General features: G+C 72.5%; 13 protein-coding genes. 6 read left to right on the top strand and 7 right to left on the bottom strand.

Annotation, left to right across the window (positions count from 1 at the left end; genetic code table 11):
* Positions 1-70 precede the first annotated feature (70 nt).
* The 3 genes from DEI81_RS04295 to DEI81_RS04285 all read right to left on the bottom strand — a co-directional run bounded on the left by DEI81_RS04295 (position 71) and on the right by DEI81_RS04285 (position 3,632).
* Positions 71-1,378, bottom strand: coding sequence for an LLM class flavin-dependent oxidoreductase (locus DEI81_RS04295; protein ID WP_111009258.1), 1,308 nt, complete (start codon positions 1,376-1,378; stop codon positions 71-73).
* The gene (locus DEI81_RS04290; RefSeq protein ID WP_258368485.1) at positions 1,378-2,820 is read right to left on the bottom strand and encodes an O-acetylhomoserine aminocarboxypropyltransferase/cysteine synthase family protein; all 1,443 of its coding nucleotides are present in this window, start codon (positions 2,818-2,820) and stop codon (positions 1,378-1,380) included. The genes DEI81_RS04295 and DEI81_RS04290 overlap by 1 nt, the downstream gene beginning before the upstream one ends.
* Before the next feature lie 92 nt (positions 2,821-2,912).
* Positions 2,913-3,632, bottom strand: a complete 720-nt coding sequence (locus tag DEI81_RS04285) for a M50 family metallopeptidase (RefSeq protein ID WP_181435318.1) — start codon at positions 3,630-3,632, stop codon at positions 2,913-2,915.
* Positions 3,633-3,797: 165 nt separating this feature from the next.
* Between DEI81_RS04285 and DEI81_RS04280 the strand changes: the two genes are divergently transcribed.
* A complete protein-coding gene (locus DEI81_RS04280) occupies positions 3,798-5,291 on the top strand; it encodes an MFS transporter (protein ID WP_111009256.1) in 1,494 nt (497 codons plus the stop codon).
* A gap of 21 nt (positions 5,292-5,312) precedes the next feature.
* Here DEI81_RS04280 and DEI81_RS04275 read toward each other — a convergent pair whose 3' ends face one another.
* The 3 genes from DEI81_RS04275 to aroA all read right to left on the bottom strand — a co-directional run bounded on the left by DEI81_RS04275 (position 5,313) and on the right by aroA (position 8,650).
* Positions 5,313-6,095, bottom strand: a complete 783-nt coding sequence (locus DEI81_RS04275; RefSeq protein WP_111009255.1) for an inositol monophosphatase family protein — start codon at positions 6,093-6,095, stop codon at positions 5,313-5,315.
* Positions 6,096-6,236: 141 nt separating this feature from the next.
* Positions 6,237-7,307: a ribosome small subunit-dependent GTPase A gene (gene rsgA, locus DEI81_RS04270; RefSeq protein ID WP_111009254.1), complete on the bottom strand. Its 1,071-nt coding sequence runs from the start codon at positions 7,305-7,307 to the stop codon at positions 6,237-6,239.
* Entirely contained in the window at positions 7,304-8,650 is a 1,347-nt protein-coding gene (aroA, locus tag DEI81_RS04265) for a 3-phosphoshikimate 1-carboxyvinyltransferase (protein WP_111009370.1), read from the bottom strand. Before aroA ends, rsgA begins: the two co-directional genes overlap by 4 nt.
* 67 nt (positions 8,651-8,717) lie before the next feature.
* On the opposite strand from aroA, the gene DEI81_RS04260 reads away from it, so the two are divergent.
* Together DEI81_RS04260 and DEI81_RS04255 are read left to right on the top strand one after the other, a co-directional pair.
* A complete protein-coding gene (locus tag DEI81_RS04260; protein ID WP_284158401.1) occupies positions 8,718-9,623 on the top strand; it encodes a sigma-70 family RNA polymerase sigma factor in 906 nt (301 codons plus the stop codon).
* A complete protein-coding gene (locus DEI81_RS04255; protein ID WP_111009253.1) occupies positions 9,620-9,862 on the top strand; it encodes a zf-HC2 domain-containing protein in 243 nt (80 codons plus the stop codon). The genes DEI81_RS04260 and DEI81_RS04255 overlap by 4 nt, the downstream gene beginning before the upstream one ends.
* An 81-nt stretch (positions 9,863-9,943) precedes the next feature.
* On the opposite strand, the gene DEI81_RS04250 is transcribed toward DEI81_RS04255, so the two are convergent.
* Positions 9,944-13,723 (bottom strand): multifunctional oxoglutarate decarboxylase/oxoglutarate dehydrogenase thiamine pyrophosphate-binding subunit/dihydrolipoyllysine-residue succinyltransferase subunit, encoded by a 3,780-nt coding sequence (locus DEI81_RS04250; RefSeq protein WP_111009252.1) that lies wholly within the window; start codon positions 13,721-13,723, stop codon positions 9,944-9,946.
* Between the two features lie 220 nt (positions 13,724-13,943).
* Between DEI81_RS04250 and DEI81_RS04245 the strand changes: the two genes are divergently transcribed.
* The 3 genes from DEI81_RS04245 (at position 13,944) to DEI81_RS04235 (ending at position 18,017) form a co-directional block, all read left to right on the top strand.
* The gene (locus tag DEI81_RS04245; RefSeq protein WP_111009251.1) at positions 13,944-15,383 is read left to right on the top strand and encodes a GuaB1 family IMP dehydrogenase-related protein; all 1,440 of its coding nucleotides are present in this window, start codon (positions 13,944-13,946) and stop codon (positions 15,381-15,383) included.
* Between the two features lie 205 nt (positions 15,384-15,588).
* Positions 15,589-16,983: a hemolysin family protein gene (locus DEI81_RS04240; RefSeq protein ID WP_111009250.1), complete on the top strand. Its 1,395-nt coding sequence runs from the start codon at positions 15,589-15,591 to the stop codon at positions 16,981-16,983.
* Positions 16,980-18,017, top strand: coding sequence for a hemolysin family protein (locus DEI81_RS04235; RefSeq protein ID WP_111009249.1), 1,038 nt, complete (start codon positions 16,980-16,982; stop codon positions 18,015-18,017). The genes DEI81_RS04240 and DEI81_RS04235 overlap by 4 nt, the downstream gene beginning before the upstream one ends.
* The last annotated feature ends 19 nt before the right edge of the window (positions 18,018-18,036 follow it).

Here is an 18,036-nt window from a genome sequence, read left to right as displayed (position 1 = left end):
CGGTGCGCACGACGTGCGCACCGCCTCCCGTTCGTCGCTCCCGGACCCGTGATCGTGGCGCGGTCGAGCGTCAGAAGTCGGTGAGGTTGGCCCGGAGGCCGCCGTCACCGAACTCGCGACGGAGCAGACCGCGGCGACGGAGGACCGGGACGAGGTCCGCGAGCATCCGCGTCACGGCGACGGGGTGGAGGTCTCCGGAGAGGATGAAGCCGTCGTTGTCGGCGTCGTCGCCGAGCTCCTCGGCGAAGTCGGCGAACTCCTCCGCCGTGCCGACGAAGCCGGTGCGGTCCGCGAGCCGGCCCTTCCGTGCCTTGCGGGCCAGGAGCGCGCGGAGCGGGGCGTCCGGGGTGTCGCCGACGAGACCGCGGATCGTGCCCGCGGAGACGTGGTCGCCGAACAGTCCCGCGGGCAGGGGTGCGTCGAGGTCGAGCGTCGTGAGGTCCGTCTCGAGGTCGCTCGACTGGCCCATCGCGACGACGAGCAGGTCCTCGTCGCTCGGGTGCCGCGACGCGTCGACGAGCCGGTCGGCCTCCGCCGCCGAGGACACGATCTCCGGCTTCACGACGAACATCGTCCGGACGGCACCCGGTGCCCGTCCGGCGGCCGCCGACGCCTCGGCGATGCGGGACCGGTAGCCGCGCACCGTGGCGGCGTCGAGCGGGGCGAGGGCGAGCTGCACGTCCGAGTGCGTGCCCGCGAACGCGAGCCCACGCCCTGAGCCACCCGGCGAGACGATGACCGGGTCGTCCGCGAGCGGGAGCGCGTTGAGGGGGCCGGTGACGTCGAAGTACGTGCCCTGACGCCGTGAGCCGTCGGTGCGCTCGCCGTCGGCGAAGTGCCACGTGTCGGTGTCGGCCACGACGGCGTCCTCGCCCCAGCTGTGCCACAGGTGCCGGATGACGCCGAGCCACTCCTCGGCGCGGTCGTACGCGGCGTCATGGGGCAGCGGCGCGGCGCCGACGTGCCGCGCGCTCCCGACGTCGGTGACGACGTTGAGCCCGAACCGGCCGCCCGACAGGTGCGCCAGGGTCGACGCCTGTCGTGCCGCCAGGTACGGCGGGGTGATGCCCGCGTTGACGGTCGGCACGACGCCGATGTGCTGCGTCGCTGCGAAGAGGTACGGCGCGAGCAGGAGCGGATCGTGCTTCGGGCCGCCGTACGCCTGCCGGATGCGCAGGTCGAGGGTCGACGGGTTGCCGAGCGAGATCGCGTCCTCGGCGATGACGAGGTCGAGGCCGGCCTGTTCGAGTGTCCGGACGGACTGCTGGTACAGGTCCGGACGGGTCCAGTCGTACCCCCAGTCCCAGTCGGGCCGACCCCACCCCTGGGGGCCGAACCCGCGGGCGAAGAACCACCCGAAGTGCTGCATCCGTGGCATCAGATCTCCTCGAGCACGATGTGGGGAGCGCCGAACTCGCCGGACCGGACGTCTTCGTCCACGGTGGCGGTCTCCGCGACCGGTGTCGGGCCTCCCGGACCGTCGGCGGGCAGACCGACCCCCGGCCCCTCGGCGGACCGGACCGCCGCCAAGCCGCGCTCGAGGTCGCGGATCAGGTCCTCGACGTCCTCGATGCCGACCGAGACGCGCAGCAGGCCCTCGTCGATGCCGGTTGCGGCGCGTTCCTCGGGCGTCCGCTGGGCATGCGTCGTCGACGCCGGATGCAGGATGAGTGACCGGACGTCGCCGAGGTGCGTCATGCGACTGAACAGGCCGAGTGCGTCGACGAACCGCTGGGCGGCGTCCCGTCCGCCCACGAGCGAGAAGGCGAACACCGAACCGGCCCCACGCGGCAGGTAGCGCGTCGCGAGGTCGTGGTAGGGGTTGGACTCGAGCCCCGCGTGGTCCACGTTCGCGACCTCGGGCTGCGCGTCGAGCCACCGGGCGATCGTCAGCGCGTTCGCGCCGTGTCGCTCCATGCGCAGCGAGAGCGTCTCGACGCCCTGCTGGATGAGGAACGCGTTGAAGGGCGAGGGGGTTGGGCCGAGCCGTGCGGCGACGACGTCGCGTGCGTACACGACGAACGCCCGGTCGCCGTGGCGGTCGACGTGGCTCCGGCCGCCGAGCGCGCGGTCCGGTTCGGTCAGATGGGGGAACCGGCCGCCCCTGGCAGCCCAGTCGAAGCGACCGCCGTCGACGACGACCCCACCGATGGCGGAGCCGTGTCCCGCCAGGAACTTCGACGCGGAGTGCACCACGATGTCCGCGCCGTGCTCGAGCGGCCGGACGAGGTACGGCGTGGCGAGTGTGTTGTCGACGACCAGCGGTACGCCGTGCTCGTGCGCCACCGCGGCGACCATCGCGATGTCGAGGACGTCGTTCTTCGGGTTCGGGATCGACTCGCCGAACAGGAGCCGCGTCTCGGGGCGGATCAGCGCCCGCCAGGCGTCCGGATCACGGGCGTCGTCGACGAAGTCCACGCTGATCCCGAGTCGTCCGAGGTTCTGCAGCAGGAGGCCGCGGGTGCCCTCGTAGATGCTCGACGCCGACACGACGTGGTCGCCGGCCTGCAGCAGACCGAGGAGCGCCACGGTCACCGCGGCCTGTCCGCTGCCGACGAGGATCGCCTCGACCCCGCGCTCGAGGACGGCGACGCGGCGCTCGAGCGAGGCGTTCGTCGGGTTGCCGAGCCGTGTGTACGTGTACCCGGCGTCGTCGCCGGCGAACCGGTCGCGCGCCTGCCCGAAGTCGTCGAACAGGAAGCCGGACGACATGTGGATCGGGGTGATCCGCGCGCCGTGCGCCGAGTCGGGCACGACCCCGCCGTGCACCTGCTCGGTGCTGAACCCGAACCCCGCCGTCGCCGTGTCGCTCTCGGGCACGTCCCACCTCTCTCTGCCTCTGCCGGCGCACCTGCGCCCATCGGGCGATCCTCCCACTGCCGGAGCCGGGAGGCACGACCGGCGTCGTCCGGTTACGACACCACCCCCACGACGAGCGTCCGCACACCGACCGCGACCGTGTCGACGACCGCGCCGAGCGGGGCCCGCGCCAGCCAGACGACGCCGAGTTCCACGAGCACGAACAGGACGTACCAGACCGCTGCGGGGAGCCGGTACTCGCTCGCGACGATGTGGAAGTCCGTCCGGACCGGAGCGCCGGCGGCGATCCAGCCGGCCACCCGCACGACCGACCGCACACCGTCGACGACGAACAGCGCGCCGATCGCAGCGACGACGAGCACGGTCCACTCCGAGGGACGCACCGCGACCCAGACGGCGACGGCCGCGAACCCGACGACGACCAGGACGCCGAAGGCGTTCCGGACGAACAGGACGGCGACCACGGCGGCGACGCCGAGGACGGCAGTCGTGAGCACGCGGTCGGCGTGCACGGACCCGATCACGAGCAGGGCCCCGGCCCAGAGCGGTGCCGAGTACCCGGCGTAGAGGTTGCCGAGCCGGACCGCCCACCGCGCGGCGCGGGGGACGCGACCGAGGTCGACCCATGCCTCTCCCGAGCCGTCCGCGTGGAGGTCGATCCGGCGGATGCGGCCGCCGAACGGCACGACGACGACGCAGTGGCCGACCTCGTGCACGATGGTCGTGGCGATCCGGGCGACGCGTCCGACGGCGGGCACGAAGGGCAGCGCCGCCCCGACGAGCAGGGCGACCAGGAGCGCGGCGGACGGCACCCGGGGATCTTCGCGCACCCGGCCGATGTCGAGCCTGGGAACGCGGGGGGCGACCCCCGGCCGCCGCCGATCGGCGCTCCTGGTGGAGCCGCGGTGGCAGACGCGCGCCGGCATGGGGGACGTCCGCTCGGCGACCACGGCGTCGACGCGGAGTAGACGAGACGGGTGACGACGACCTCCCGATCCGACGCCGGCGACCAGGACACCGAGCGCGACCGGCAGCGGTGGCACGCGTTCGCGGTGTGCATCGCCGTCGCCGGGATCACGATCATCGACCTGTCGACGGTGAACGTCGCGCTGCCGTCGATCCAGCGGTCGCTCGGCGCGTCGAACTCGGAGCTGCAGCTCATCGTCGCCGGCTACGCACTGGCGTTCGGCCTGGCGCTCGTCCCGGCCGGGCGCCTCGGTGACCTCCGGAGCCGCCGGCTCATGTTCGTGGTCGGCCTGATCGCGTTCACGACCGCCAGCCTGTTGTGCGCGATCGCCCCGTCCATCCAGGTGCTCGTCGTCACGCGGATCCTGCAGGGCTTCGCCGCGGGGACGCAGATGCCCCAGGTGATCGGCCTGGTGCAGCAGCTGTTCCGTGGGGAGGAGCGCGGGCGCGCGTTCGGCATCTTCGGGGCGATGGTGGGCATCTCCACCGCGCTCGGTCCGACGATCGGCGGCGCGCTGATCGCCCTCGGCGGCGAACAGACCGGATGGCGCTACATCTTCTGGCTCAACGTCCCGTACGGCCTCGCGGCCCTGTACTTCGCGGTCCGCCTGCTGCCCCGGAAGCGCCAGGACCCGTCACGCGACCGCGAGCTCGACCTCGTCGGGATCGTCCTGCTCGGCGTCGCGGTCGTCACGCTCATGCTGCCGTTCGTGCTCACCTCGGGCACGGGCGACTCGCCCCTGCGGTGGCTCGCACTCGTCGGCACCGCGGTGTCCGGGGCCCTGTTCGTCTGGTGGGAGCGGCACTACGCGCACACGGGACGGTCCCCGGTCGTGCACTTCGACCTGTTCCGGCTGTCGTCCTACCGGAACGGCCTGCTCATCGCCGCGGTGTACTTCGCGGCGCTGCCGGCGACGTTCCTCATGGTGACCCTCTACCTGCAGGAGGGCCTGCACCTCGAGCCGCTGTTCGCCGGCATGGTGAGCATCCCGTTCGCCGCCACGGCCGCCGCCGGCGCCTGGTTCGGCGGTCGCCTCGTCAACCGCATCGGCAGGGCGCTCGTCGTCTGGGGGCTCTGCGCGGTGGTCGTCGGGTTCGTGGCGCTGCTCGTCGCCGCGACCACGACCCCCGCGTCGATCACGCCATGGGCGATGGCGGGTGCGTTCCTCATCGGTGGCGCGGGCGGTGGCCTCGTCGTGTCGCCGAACCAGACCCTGACGCTCGCGCAGGTCCCCGTCGAGCACTCCGGTGTCGCGGGGTCGATGCAGCAGCTCGGCCAGCGCGTGGGCACCGCGATCGGCACGGCCGTCGCCACGAGCGTCTTCTACGGGATCGTGCGGAGCGAGGACCGGAAGGCGGGGGACCTCACGGCGTACCACGACGCGTTCCGCGCGGGCACGGCGTTCACCGTGGGACTCGTCGTGCTCGTGCTCGCGCTCGCGATCGTCGACCTCGTGTCGCGGAAGAAGCGCGGCGAGGAGACGCCCGTGCCGCAGGAGGCCTGAGACGTCGCCGGGTCGTCGCGGCTACCCGCGGATGGTGCGCACGACCGCGTCGTGCAGGAGCCCGTTCGTCGCGAGGGCGGTGCCGTGCCACGGGCCGGGCTCGCCGTCGAGCGACGTGAAGCGCCCGCCCGCCTCCTCGACCACGGGGACGATCGCAGCCATGTCCCACGGCTTCAGGTCACCCTCGCCCGCGACGTCGAGGGTGCCCTCGGCGACCATCATGTAGGCCCAGGCCTCGCCGTAGGCACGGGTCCGCCAGACGGACCGGGACAACCGCAGGAGGCCGTCGAGCCGCCCGGCCTCGTCCCAGTCCTGGAGGCTCTGGTAGCTCACCGAGGCGTCCGCCAGCTCCGCCACCCCCGACACCCGCAGGGGACCCTCCAACGAGGAAGCCCCGAGTCCCGTCGCCCCCCACCACCGCTTGCCCATCGCGGGGGCGGACACGACGCCGACCCGGGGGACGCCGTCGACGGCCAGGGCGATGAGCGTCGCCCACACGGGCACGCCGCGCAGGTAGTTCGCCGTGCCGTCGATCGGGTCGATCACCCACTGCCGGTGTCCGGAACTCCTCGCGGTGGTCCCTGCGGCAGCGGTCGACTCCTCGCCGAGGAACGTGTCGTCGGGACGCTCGGCCGCGATCCGCTCGCGGAGGGCCGCCTCGACCGCCTGGTCGGCGTCGGTCACGTGCGTGCGGTCGGCCTTGACGTCGACGTGCAGGTCGGCCGCCCGGAAGCGGGCGAGGCTGATCGCGTCCGCCGTGTCGGCCAGGGAACGGGCGAACGCGAGGTCGGCGGCGAGGTCCACGCGCCGAGCCTACCGAGCACCGACGGTGCACCTGGCCCGGCCGTCCTTCCCCGCGAGATCGCGCCCGGTGCCGCTCGCAGACCGGTCGGAGCGGCAACGACTGCGATGGCGGCGGAAGGAGGGGCGAGGGGCCGGGGCAGGTCAGTCCGCGCCCGGGTCCAGCTCGCCCATGCCCGTGAGCAGCGCGCGGAACGAGTCGAGCCGCTCGATGCCCGTGGGGCCGAGCTCGCCGTCCTGGACCCGGTCGACGATCTCCCAGTCGTGCGCCTGGTCGAGCGGTATGCCGTCGGCGGGCTCGCGGACCGGCACCGCGTGCGCGGCGAACGCGCGGAACACGTTCTCGGGCTGCACGTGCCCGAGGCCGAACGACCGCACGCCGGGAGTGTCGATGATCCAGCCGCCGCCGTGCACCGGCAGCGCGATCGAGGACGACGACGTGTGGCGCCCGCGTCCGGTGACCGCGTTCACGACGCCGGTCGCCCGGGAGGCCCCCGTCAGGGCGTTCACGAGCGTGGACTTGCCGACGCCCGAGTGTCCGACCGTCACCGTCACCTGGTCACGGAGCACGGCCGCGAACGCGTCGAACGGCACGTCACCCGCGGCGCTCGTGACGACGCGCAGGTCGAGGCACGCGAAGTGCGCGAGGAACGGCTCCGGGTCGGCGAGGTCGGTCTTCGTGATGCAGAGCACCGGGTCGAGCCCGGCGTCGAAGGCGGCCACGAGGTACCGGTCGACGAGCCGGGGCCGGGGCTCGGGGTCGGCCGCGGCGATGACGATGAGCATCTGGTCCGCGTTCGCGACGATGACGCGTTCGACGTCGTCCGTGTCGTCCGCGCTGCGGCGGAGGAACGTCGAGCGATCCGCGACCTTGACGATGCGGGCGAGGGAGCCCTCGTCGCCGCTCACGTCGCCGACGAGCGACACGTGGTCACCGGTCACGACGGCCTTCTTGCCGAGCTCGCGCGCCTTCGTGGCGGTGATCACCCGGGCCTGGCCGGACTCGGCGTCGAGGGGACCGCCCCCGACGAGCACGCCGAACCGTCCGCGGTCGACGTTCGTCACCCAGCCGGGCGTGGCGTCCTCGTGGGTGGGGCGCTGCTTGGTGCGCGGACGACTGCCCTTCGGGTTCGGCCGCACCCGCACCGCGGACTCGTCGTACTGCCCGTACGGTTCGTCGAGGTCGTCGTCGTCCCCGCCGTCGAACCAGCTCATGCGCCCGACGTCGCCACGAGGGCGTCCCACAGCTCCGGGAACTGCGGCAGGGTCTTCGCGGTGGACCCGATGTCGTCGACCGCGACGCCGTCGACGACGAGGCCGATGATCGCGCCCGCGGTCGCCATCCGGTGGTCCTCGTACGCGCCCCACGCCCCCCCGTGCAGCGGACGGGGCTCGATCCGGAGGCCGTCGTCGAGTTCCGTCACCGCGCCTCCGAGACCGACGACGTCGGCGGCGAGTGCGGCGAGCCGATCGGTCTCGTGTCCGCGCAGGTGCCCGATGCCGGTGACCGTCGACGGGCCCTCGGCGAGGGCCGCGAGCGCGACGAGCGCGGGCGCGAGCTCGCCGCCGCGCGACAGGTCGAGGTCGACGCCGGGCAGCGACGCCCCGCCACGGACACCGACGCCGCCGTCGACGACGAGGTCCGCGCCGTCGCGCGTGACGGTCGCGCCCCAGTGCGGCAGGAGGGTCTCGAGGTCCGCGCCCACCTGGGTGGTGGCGGTCGGCCAGGTCCGGATGCGGACGGTCCCTCCGGCGACGAGCGCGGCCACCGCGAACGGTGCCGCGTTCGACAGGTCCGGCTCGATCGTGACGTCGCGGGCGGCGATCGGACCCGGGTGCACGTGCCAGACGCCCGTGTCGGGTTCGTCGACGACGACCCCACGGTCGCGGAGCGCCGCGACGGTCATCGCGATGTGCGGCATGCTCGGCAGCCGTTCCCCGCGGTGCCGGAGCAGCAGGCCCTCGTCGAACCGGGGCGCCGACAGCAGGAGGCCCGACACGAACTGGCTCGAACGGCTCGCGTCGATCGTCAGCTCGCCACCGCGCACACGGCCCGTCCCGGTGAACGCGAACGGCAGGCTGCCCCCGCCGTCGTCGGTGACGTCCACACCGAGCGCGACGAGCGACGCGATGGTGGTGTCCATGGGGCGCCGGCGCGCGGCCTCGTCACCGTCGAACACCACTGGACCGTCGGCGAGCGCGGCCAGGGGCGGGAGGAACCGCATCACGGTGCCGGCGAGGCCGCAGTCGACCCGGACGTCGCCGTGCAGCGGCGCGGGGGTCACGCGGAGGTCCGGGCCGTACGGGCCGGCCCCACCCGCCGGGTCGATCCGGACACCGAGCGCGCGGAGGGCGTCGACCATGAGCGCCGAGTCCCGCGAGTGCAGGGGGAGCCGGATCGTGGACGGACCGTCGGCGAGGGCCGCGAGCACGAGCTCGCGGTTCGTCAGGGACTTCGACCCGGGCAGGGCGACGTCGCCGTGGAGGGGACCGCGCGCCACGGGCGCCGGCCAGTCGTCACCGGCGGGGACAGAGCGGGAATCAACGGGAGCCTGCATCGGTTCCCCAGGATAGCGATGCGCGTGCCCCGCCTGCCTGGCGAGGTGCGTGCCGGACAGGAGGACCATGGCCACCGCGCTGACAACGGAGCGTCCACGGGTGCGGACGTTCCCGTCCGCGTCGACGTCGCTGATCGGGGACCTCGACGACGACCGCCGACTACGATGGCGGGCGATGACGAGCCAGGACGACGCGACGAACCCCGACGGTCCGCTCGGACGACCCCCGGTCGACGAGACGGAGGAGCAGCTCGACGCCGTCGAGGAGGAGTCCCTCGCGCTCGCCGAGACGGACGGTGCGGACGCGGTCACGACCCCCGACGCGCAGGAGCTCCGCCGGCTGTTCGAGGAGCAGGCGTTGCCGTTCATGGACCAGCTGTACGGCGCGGCGATGCGGATGACACGGAACCCGGCCGACGCGTCGGACCTCGTGCAGGAGACCTTCGTCAAGGCGTTCGCGGCGTTCCGGTCGTTCCGGCAGGGCACGAACCTCAAGGCCTGGCTGTACCGGATCCTGACGAACACGTTCATCAACAGCTACCGGAAGAACCAGCGGAACCCCTACCAGGGCACCATCGACGAGCTCGAGGACTGGCAGCTCGGCGGGGCGGAGAGCGTCACGCAGAGCATCTCGTCGCGGTCGGCCGAGGCCGACGCGATCGACCACCTGCCGTCGTCCGCGGTCAAGGACGCCCTGCAGGCGATCCCCGAGGACTTCCGGATGGCGGTCTACTTCGCCGACGTCGAGGGGTTCTCGTACCAGGAGATCGCCGACATCATGAAGACCCCGGTGGGCACGGTCATGAGCCGGCTCCACCGCGGCCGGCGCCTGCTCCGCGGGCTGCTGGCCGACCACGCACGAGAGACCGGTGTGGTGCCCGACGCAGCGTCGACGGAGACGATGCGACCGCGGACCCGCACCACGAAGACGCCCGCCACGACGGGCCGGAGCACGGGGAGGAACGGACGATGAGCGGCTGCGACTGCTCGAAGGCCAAGGCGGAGCTCGAGGAGTTCCTGCACGACGAGCTCGAGCGCGACGACCTCGCGGACATCCGCGAGCACATGGCCGGCTGCGAGGACTGCTCGAGCGAGCACCGCGTCGGCGTGGTGCTCATGACGGCCGTGCAGCGCGCCTGCAAGGAGACCGCCCCGGAGGACCTGCGGACCCAGGTCATCGCCGCGCTGCGCGAGGCGCAGGCGACCCACTGACCCGACCGGGAGGCCCGCCCGCCGTCCGCCTCGTCGGCGGCGGTGCGGGGGGTCTCCCGGCCGGTCGGGGTCGGCGCCCGATCAGATGGTGAGCGCGCGGTCGATGACCTCGGCCGCCTCGCTCGCGGAGCGCTTCGACGACCCCGTCGCCGGAGCCGCGCTGGCGGGACGTGACGACACCGAGAGCGGACGGCCGTCGAGGTGGCGCGACAGCGCCATGCAGACGAACGGCCAGGCGCCCTGGTTCTCCGGCTCCTCCTGCGCCCAGACGAGGTCCGCCTGCGGGTAGGAGCGGAGGGTCGCGAGGATCTGGTCGAGCGGGAGCGGCGCGAGCTGCTCGAGCCGGACGAGTGCGATGTCCTCGACCCCGCGCTTGGCGACCTCGGCAGCGAGGTCGTGGTGGATCTTGCCCGAGTGGAGCACGACCCGCCGCACGGCCTGACGGTCGGCGATCCGCTGGTCGTCGATCACCTCTCGGAAGCCGCCGGTCGTGAACTCCTCGACCGCGCTCGTCGCCTGCCGCATGCGGAGCATCGCCTTCGGCGTGAACACCACGAGCGGCTTCTGCGGACGCGCGTGGGCCTGCCGACGGAGCAGGTGGAAGTACGACGCCGGGGTCGACGGCCGCGCCACGACCATGTTGTCCTCGGCGCAGAGCTGCAGGTAGCGCTCGATCCGAGCCGAGGAGTGGTCCGGCCCCTGGCCCTCGTAGCCGTGGGGGAGGAGCAGCACGAGCCCGGACCGCTGGCCCCACTTCTGCTCGGCCGACGAGATGAACTCGTCGATCACCGTCTGCGCCCCGTTGGCGAAGTCGCCGAACTGGGCCTCCCACATGACGAGGGCCTCGGGCCGCTCCACGGAGTAGCCGTACTCGAACGCCATGGCCGCGTACTCACTGAGCGGCGAGTCGTAGATGTACAGCCGGCCCTGGTCCTCGGTGAGGTTCGCGAGGGGGAGCCACTCCTGGCCGTTGACGCGGTCGTGGAACACCGCCTGGCGCTGCACGAAGGTGCCACGCCGGGTGTCCTGGCCGGTGAGCCGGACCGGCTTGCCCTCGACGAGGAGGGACCCGATCGCGGCGAGCTCCGCGAACGCCCAGTCGATGCCGCCGCTGCGCGACATCTCGACCCGCTTGGTGAGCAGCTGCTGGAGCTTCGGGTGGACCGTGAACCCCGCCGGGGGGTTGTCGTGCGCGTCGCCGACGAGTCGGAGGACGTCCGCGCTCACCGCCGTCTCGTGCACCTCGTGCTCCGAGTCGTCGCGCTGCGCGGAGGGCCGTTCGAGCCCCTGCACCGCGCCGCCGTCCGCGGGGACGACCGGGATCGACCCCGTCTGTGCCTCGTGGGTCTCGGCGAACGCACGCTCGAGGCGGTCCTGGAAGTCCCGGTGCGCCTGGTCGTACTCGTCCTGCGTGATGTCGCCGCGACCGACGAGGGCGTCGGTGTAGAGCGTGCGGACCGAGCGCTTCGCCTCGATGAGGTTGTACATGAGCGGCTGCGTCATCGACGGGTCGTCGCCCTCGTTGTGGCCGCGGCGGCGGTACGAGACGAGGTCGATGACGACGTCGCGGTGGAACTGCTGCCGGTACGCGAACGCGATCTCGGCGACGCGTGCGACGGCCTCCGGGTCGTCCCCGTTCACGTGGAAGACCGGCGCCTGGATCGTCTTGGCGACGTCGGTCGAGTACACCGATGACCGCGACGCGCTCGGCGACGTCGTGAACCCGACCTGGTTGTTCACCACGACGTGGACGGTGCCGCCCGTGCGGTAGCCCCGCAACTGCGACAGCTGCAGGGTCTCGACGACCACGCCCTGTCCGGCCATCGCCGCGTCGCCGTGGACGAGCACCGGCAGGACGCCGAAGGTGCCGATCGGGGTCCGGTCCTGCTTGCCGCGGACGATGCCCTCGAGCACGCCGTCGACGGCCTCGAGGTGCGACGGGTTCGCGGCAATGGTCACCGGGATCGCGGTGCCCTCGGCCGAGCGGAACACGCCCTCCGTCCCGACGTGGTACTTGACGTCGCCGGAGCCCTGGCCCGCGACGGCGCCGGGCAGCTGTGTCCCCTCGAACTCGCGGAAGATCTGCCCGTAGGTCTTGCCCGCGATGTTCGTGAGCACGTTGAGCCGACCACGGTGCGCCATGCCGATCGCGACCTCGTCGAGACCCTCGCGCGCGGACTCCTGGATGAGCGTGTCGAGGAACGCGATCATCGACTCGCTGCCCTCGAGGCTGAACCGCTTCTGGCCGACGTACTTCGTCTGCAGGAAGGTCTCGAACGCCTCGGCCTCGTTGAGCTTGCCGAGGATCCGCAGCTGCTCGTCCTTGCCCGGCTTGGCGTACGGCACCTCGACGTGGTCCTGCATCCACCGGCGCTGGGCCGGGTCCTGGATGTGCATGTACTCCACGCCGATCGTGCGGCAGTACGAGTCGCGGAGGATCCCGAGGATGTCCCGGAGCGGCGCGCTCGTGGTGCCGGCGAGGCCACCCGTGACGAACTCGCGGTCGAGGTCCCAGAACGTCAGCCCGTGGTTCTCGATCTCGAGGTCCGGGTGGGTCCGCTGCTGGTACTCGAGCGGGTCGATGTCCGCCATGAGGTGTCCGCGCACCCGGAAGCTGTTGATGAGCTCCTGCACGCGTGCGGTCTTGTTGACGCGCGACGACAGGTCGACGTTGATGTCGTTCGCCCAGCGGATCGGCTTGTACGGGATCCGGAGCGCCGCGAAGATGCCCTCGTAGAAGCCGCGCTCGCCGATGAGCAGCTCGTGGACCGTCTTGAGGAACTCCCCGGACCCGGCGCCCTGGATGACGCGGTGGTCGTAGGTGCTCGTCAGCGTGATCGTCTTGCCGACCCCGAGCTCGACCAGGGTCTTCGGCGCGGAGCCCTGGAACTGCGCCGGGTACTCGAGGGCACCGGCACCGATGATCGACCCCTGCCCCTTCATGAGCCGCGGCACGGAGTGCACCGTGCCGATGCCGCCCGGGTTCGTCAGCGAGATCGTCGTGCCGGCGAAGTCCTCGGCCGTGAGCTTGTTCGCCCGCGCGCGCTTGACGAGGTCCTCGTACGCTGCGATGAACTGCGAGAACGTCAGGGTCTCGGCCCGCTTGATGCTCGGGACGAGCAGCGCACGGGTGCCGTCGGACTTCGGGACGTCGATGGCGATGCCGAGGCCGACGTGCGCCGGGGTCACGACGACGGGCTTGCCGTCCTGCTCGTCGTGGTAGACGTTCTGGCTCGGGAACTCCTGGACCGCCTTGACGAGCGCCCAGCCGATGAGGTGCGTGAAGGACACCTTGCCGCCGCGCGTCCGCCGCAGGTGGTTGTTGATGGCGATGCGGTTGTCGATCATGAGCTTCGCGGGGATCGTCCGCACGCTCGTCGCGGTCGGTACCTGGAGCGAGGCCTCCATGTTCGCGGCGAGGGTCTTCGCCATGCCCCGCAGCGGCGTCCGGACGTCCTCGTGGGTCTCCTCGTGGTCGTCCCGCTCGTCGCTCGGGTCGGCCGGGATCGGGGCCGGGGTCGGCTGCTTCGACGTCGTCCGTGCCGGCATCTGGATCGACGAGGTGCGCGGGGCACCGCCGTCCGCGGCGCGCGCGGGCTGCGCGACCGGCGCGGCCGGCTCGACGGGACCCGCCGGATCGGGAGTGGACCCGGCAGCCGGGGAGGGACCTCCCGGGCGGTCGTCGGACGCGCCCGGGTCGCTCACCTGCGTCCGGTGGTAGCTCTCGAGGACCGGCCACCAGGACCGGTCCACGGCGTCCCTGTCGACCAGGAACTGCTCGTAGAGCTCGTCCACCAGCCACTCGTTCGCGCCGAATTCGCCTGCGGTCTCGTCCGATGTCCCCGTCAGATGGCTCGACACAGCCGATCGCCCACTCTCCGTCGATTGATGCTGGTGCCGGTCGCACACACACGACCCGTGCACCGTGCGGGCAGCATCGCCCGCGCCCGTCAAGCCTAACCCGCCTGCGGGCCGCCTCGGCGGGAGCGCCCAGGGTGTCGGGACGGACCCGTCCGCCCCGGTGGCCGTCACCCCGCTGCGGCACGGTCGCCCCCGAGGAGGGCCGTATTACGGTGAGCGCATGAGGTTCTACGAGACGCGACCGACCCACGACCTGACGTACTCGGACGTGTTCCTCGTGCCGAGCCGCTCCGGCGTGTCGAGCCGGTTCGACGTCGACCTCACGCCGCCCGACGGCACCGGCGCGACCATCCCGGTCGTCAGCGCCAACATGAACTCGGTCACGGGTCCGCGGCTCGCGGCCACGTTGGCGCGGCGCGGCGGCCTCGGGGTCCTGCCGCAGGACATGCACCCGCAGGACCTGGACGCCGCCATCCGCTGGGTCAAGGCCCAGCCGGTCGATCACGACACCCCGGTCACGATGACGCCCGACACGACCGTGGCCGAGGCGCTGACGCAGCTCGCGCCGGTCCCCGGGCACGGCGTCGTCGTGCAGGACGCCGGCGGGGAGTACCTCGGCTGCGTCCCCGCGGTCCGGCTCGCGACCGCCGGCGAGGACGCGACGGTCGGTGACCTCCTGCACGGCGCGGTGACCGCGATCGACGCCGACGACGTCGACTCGCCGCGGGCCGTGTTCGACCTGCTCGCCGCCGCCGAGGTCGACTTCGCGCCCGTCCTCCGGCACGGTCGCGTCGTGGGCACCACGAGTCCCACGAGTGCGATCCGTTCCGGCATCTACCGGCCCGCGGTCGACGCGGACGGGAGGCTCCGGGTCGCCGCCGCGGTCGGCATCAACGGCGACGTGGCACGCAAGGCGTCCGCGCTCGTCGCCGCGGGCGTCGACGTGCTCGTCCTCGACACCGCGCACGGGCACCAGGAGGGCATGCTCCGTGCGCTGCGCACCGTGGCCGACCTCGGACTCGGCGTCCCGCTCGTCGCGGGCAACGTCGTGACCGCCGACGCGGTGACGCACCTCGTCGACGCGGGCGCCTCGATCATCAAGGTCGGTGTCGGCCCCGGGGCCATGTGCACGACCCGCATGATGACCGCGGTCGGGCGACCGCAGTTCTCGGCGGTGCTCGAGACCGCGGCGGCGGCGCGGGCGCTCGGCGCCCACGTCTGGGCGGACGGCGGTGTCCGGTACCCGCGCGACGTCGCCCTCGCCCTGGCGGCCGGCGCCGCGAGCGTCATGATCGGGTCGTGGTTCGCCGGCACGGTCGAGGCGCCGGGCGTCCTCAAGGTCGACGCGCAGGGGCGACGGTACAAGGAGAGCTGGGGGATGGCGTCCGCGAAGGCCGTTCGCGAGCGGTTCGAGCGGCTCGACCCGTACGAGCGCGCGCGCAAGGCCCTGTTCGCCGAGGGGATCTCGTCCTCGACCATCTACCTCGACCCGGAGCGTCCGAGCGTCGAGGACCTGCTCGACATGATCACGGCCGGAGTGCGGAGCTCGGCGACGTACGCCGGCGCACGTGATCTCCCCGCGTTCGCGGACCGTGCGCTCGTCGGCATCCAGTCCGCCGCGGGGTACGAGGAGGGCAAGCCGGTCCCGGTGTCCTGGTGAACCGGACCGTGTCCCGCTGAGCGGCACCGCGCCGAGCGCATCGGTTCCGCGCTGGGGGGATTCCCGGCCAGGGCGGGCCCCCGGGCGCTACTGTTGACCACACTGTGGACGACCCTCCTGATCGCACGTCGCCGGGCCGACATCCGAACGCGGCCCGACACGCCCGCCCGCGCCGCCAGCTCCTCCTGTTCCGGAGGCCCTCGGTATGACCGTCGTCGACCTCCTCATGCTCGTGGGCGGCGTCCTCCTCACCCTCGGGACGGGCGTGTTCGTCGCGAGCGAGTTCGCGCTCGTCAACCTCGACCGCGCCGACCTCGAGGCCCGGCGTGAGCGCGGCGCAGCGGGGCTGACGCCCGTCATCCAGGCGCTCAAGGTGACGGCGACCCACCTGTCGAGCGCCCAGCTCGGCATCACGCTCACCACGCTCCTCAGCGGGTACCTCCTCGAACCCTCCATCGCGCATCTCATCGAGGGCCCGTCCACGGCGCTCGGTCTGCCGGACGAGGTCGTCGAGCCCGTCGGGTCCGTCGTGGCGCTCGTCATCGCGACCCTGCTGTCGATGGTGCTCGGAGAGCTCGTGCCGAAGAACTTCGCGCTCGCCCTGCCGCTCGGTACCGCCCGACTCGTCGTGCCCGTGCAGATCGTGTTCACGACGGTGTTCCGTCCCGCGGTCGCGTTGCTCAACGGCACCGCGAACGCCGTGCTCCGCACGATCGGGATCGAGCCGCAAGAGGAACTGTCCGGTGCCCGGAGCGCCGAGGAGCTCACGAGCCTGCTCCGCCGATCCGCGATGGAGGGCAGCCTCGAGCAGGACACCGCCACGCTGCTCACCCGCACGATCGCGTTCTCGGAGCACACCGCGAGCGACGTCATGACGCCGCGCCCGCGGGTGTCGACGATCGGGGTGGCCGAGTCCGCCGCCGACGTCATCGCCCTCGCCCGCCGCACCGGGTTCAGCCGGTTCCCGGTGATCGACGAGGACGCGGACGACGTCGTCGGCATCGTGCACGTCAAGGCAGCCGTCGCCGTACCGCGCGACAAACGGGCGGAGGTGCCGGTCGGTGCGCTCCGGACCGAGGCCGAGCGCGTCCCCGAGACGATGCACCTCGACTCCCTGCTCACCGCCGTCCGCGGTCGCGGGTACCAGATGGTGATCGTCGTCGACGAGTACGGCGGCACCGCCGGGGTCGTCACGCTCGAGGACCTCGTCGAGGAGCTCGTCGGTGAGGTCTCCGACGAGCACGACCGGACGCGGGTCGACGTGGTGCGGTCCCGGGGCTGGCTGACGTTCCCGGGCCTGCTGCGCCCGGACGAGCTGCAGGACCGTGCGGGCGTCCGTGTCCCCGACGACGGCCCGTACGAGACCATCGGTGGCTTCGTGATGAGCCGACTCGGGCGCCTCCCGGTGGTCGGCGACACGGTCCCCGTCGACGGCGGGATGCTCCGTGTGGAGCGCCTCGACGGCCGCCGGATCGACCGCATCCGGTTCACGCCCACGCCGACGGCGGTCGACGAGGGTGAACCGGCGGTGCCCGGGTCGTCGAGCATCGCGCCCGAGGTGCCCGACGAGGTCGGGGTCCGACTGGGGGTCCCGCGATGAGCGACTGGCTCGGCATCCTCTGGCTCGTCGTGCTGCTGCTCGGCAACGCGTTCTTCGTGGCTGCGGAGTTCGCCGTCATCTCGGCGCGACGGTCCCAGATCGAACCGCGCGCGGAGCAGGGCTCGCGGGCCGCGCAGCGCACGCTCTGGGCGATGGAGCACGCCACCCGCATGCTCGCGACGACGCAGCTCGGCATCACCGTGTGCTCGCTGCTCATCCTCAACGTCTCGGAACCCTCGATCCACCACCTGCTCGAGGGGCCGCTGCACCTCACGGGGTGGGACGTCGAGGTGACCGGCACCATCGCGTTCGTCATCACGCTCGTGATCGTGTCGTTCCTGCACGTCGTGTTCGGCGAGATGGTGCCGAAGAACATCTCGTTCTCGATGCCGGACCGGGCCGCGCTCGTGCTCGTCCCGACGCTCTGGTACCTCGGGCACGGCGTCCGCGGGATCACCGTGGTCCTGAACGCACTGGCGAACGGGTTCCTCCGCGTGTTCCGGGTCGAGCCGAAGGACGAGGCCGTCAGCGCGTTCACGGTCGACGAGGTCCAGACGATGGTGGAGCAGTCCCGCCGCGAGGGCACGCTCGTCGACGCCGCCGGCACGCTCGCCGCCGCGTTCGAGTTCACGGCGAAGAAGGTGCGGGACGTCGCGGTGCCGATGCCCGACCTCGTCACGCTCCCGGACGACGCCACGCCGGGCGACGTCGAACGGGCGGTCGCGACCCGTGGGTTCTCCCGGTACGTGCTCGTCGGCGACGACGGCGACCCGACGGGCTACGTGCACGTCAAGGACGTCATCGACCTGCGCGAGGACGAGTTCGACGACCCGGTGCCGCCGAAGCGCATCCGCCAGCTCATCTCGCTGTACCGCGACATGGACCTCGAGGACGCACTCGCGACGATGCGGGCGGCGGGTGTCCACCTGGCGCGCGCGTTCGACGCCGACGGTCGGACGACGGGCGTGCTGTTCCTCGAGGACATCCTCGAGGAACTCGTCGGCGAGGTCGAGGACGCGACCCGGCGTCGCTGAGCCGGGTCGCGCCTCCCGG

Source organism: Curtobacterium sp. MCBD17_013, assembly GCF_003234565.1.
In the GTDB taxonomy this organism is placed as follows: Bacteria; Actinomycetota; Actinomycetes; order Actinomycetales; family Microbacteriaceae; genus Curtobacterium.
Note: the sequence above shows the minus strand (reverse complement) of the source record. Positions and strands in the feature narration are given on the sequence as shown.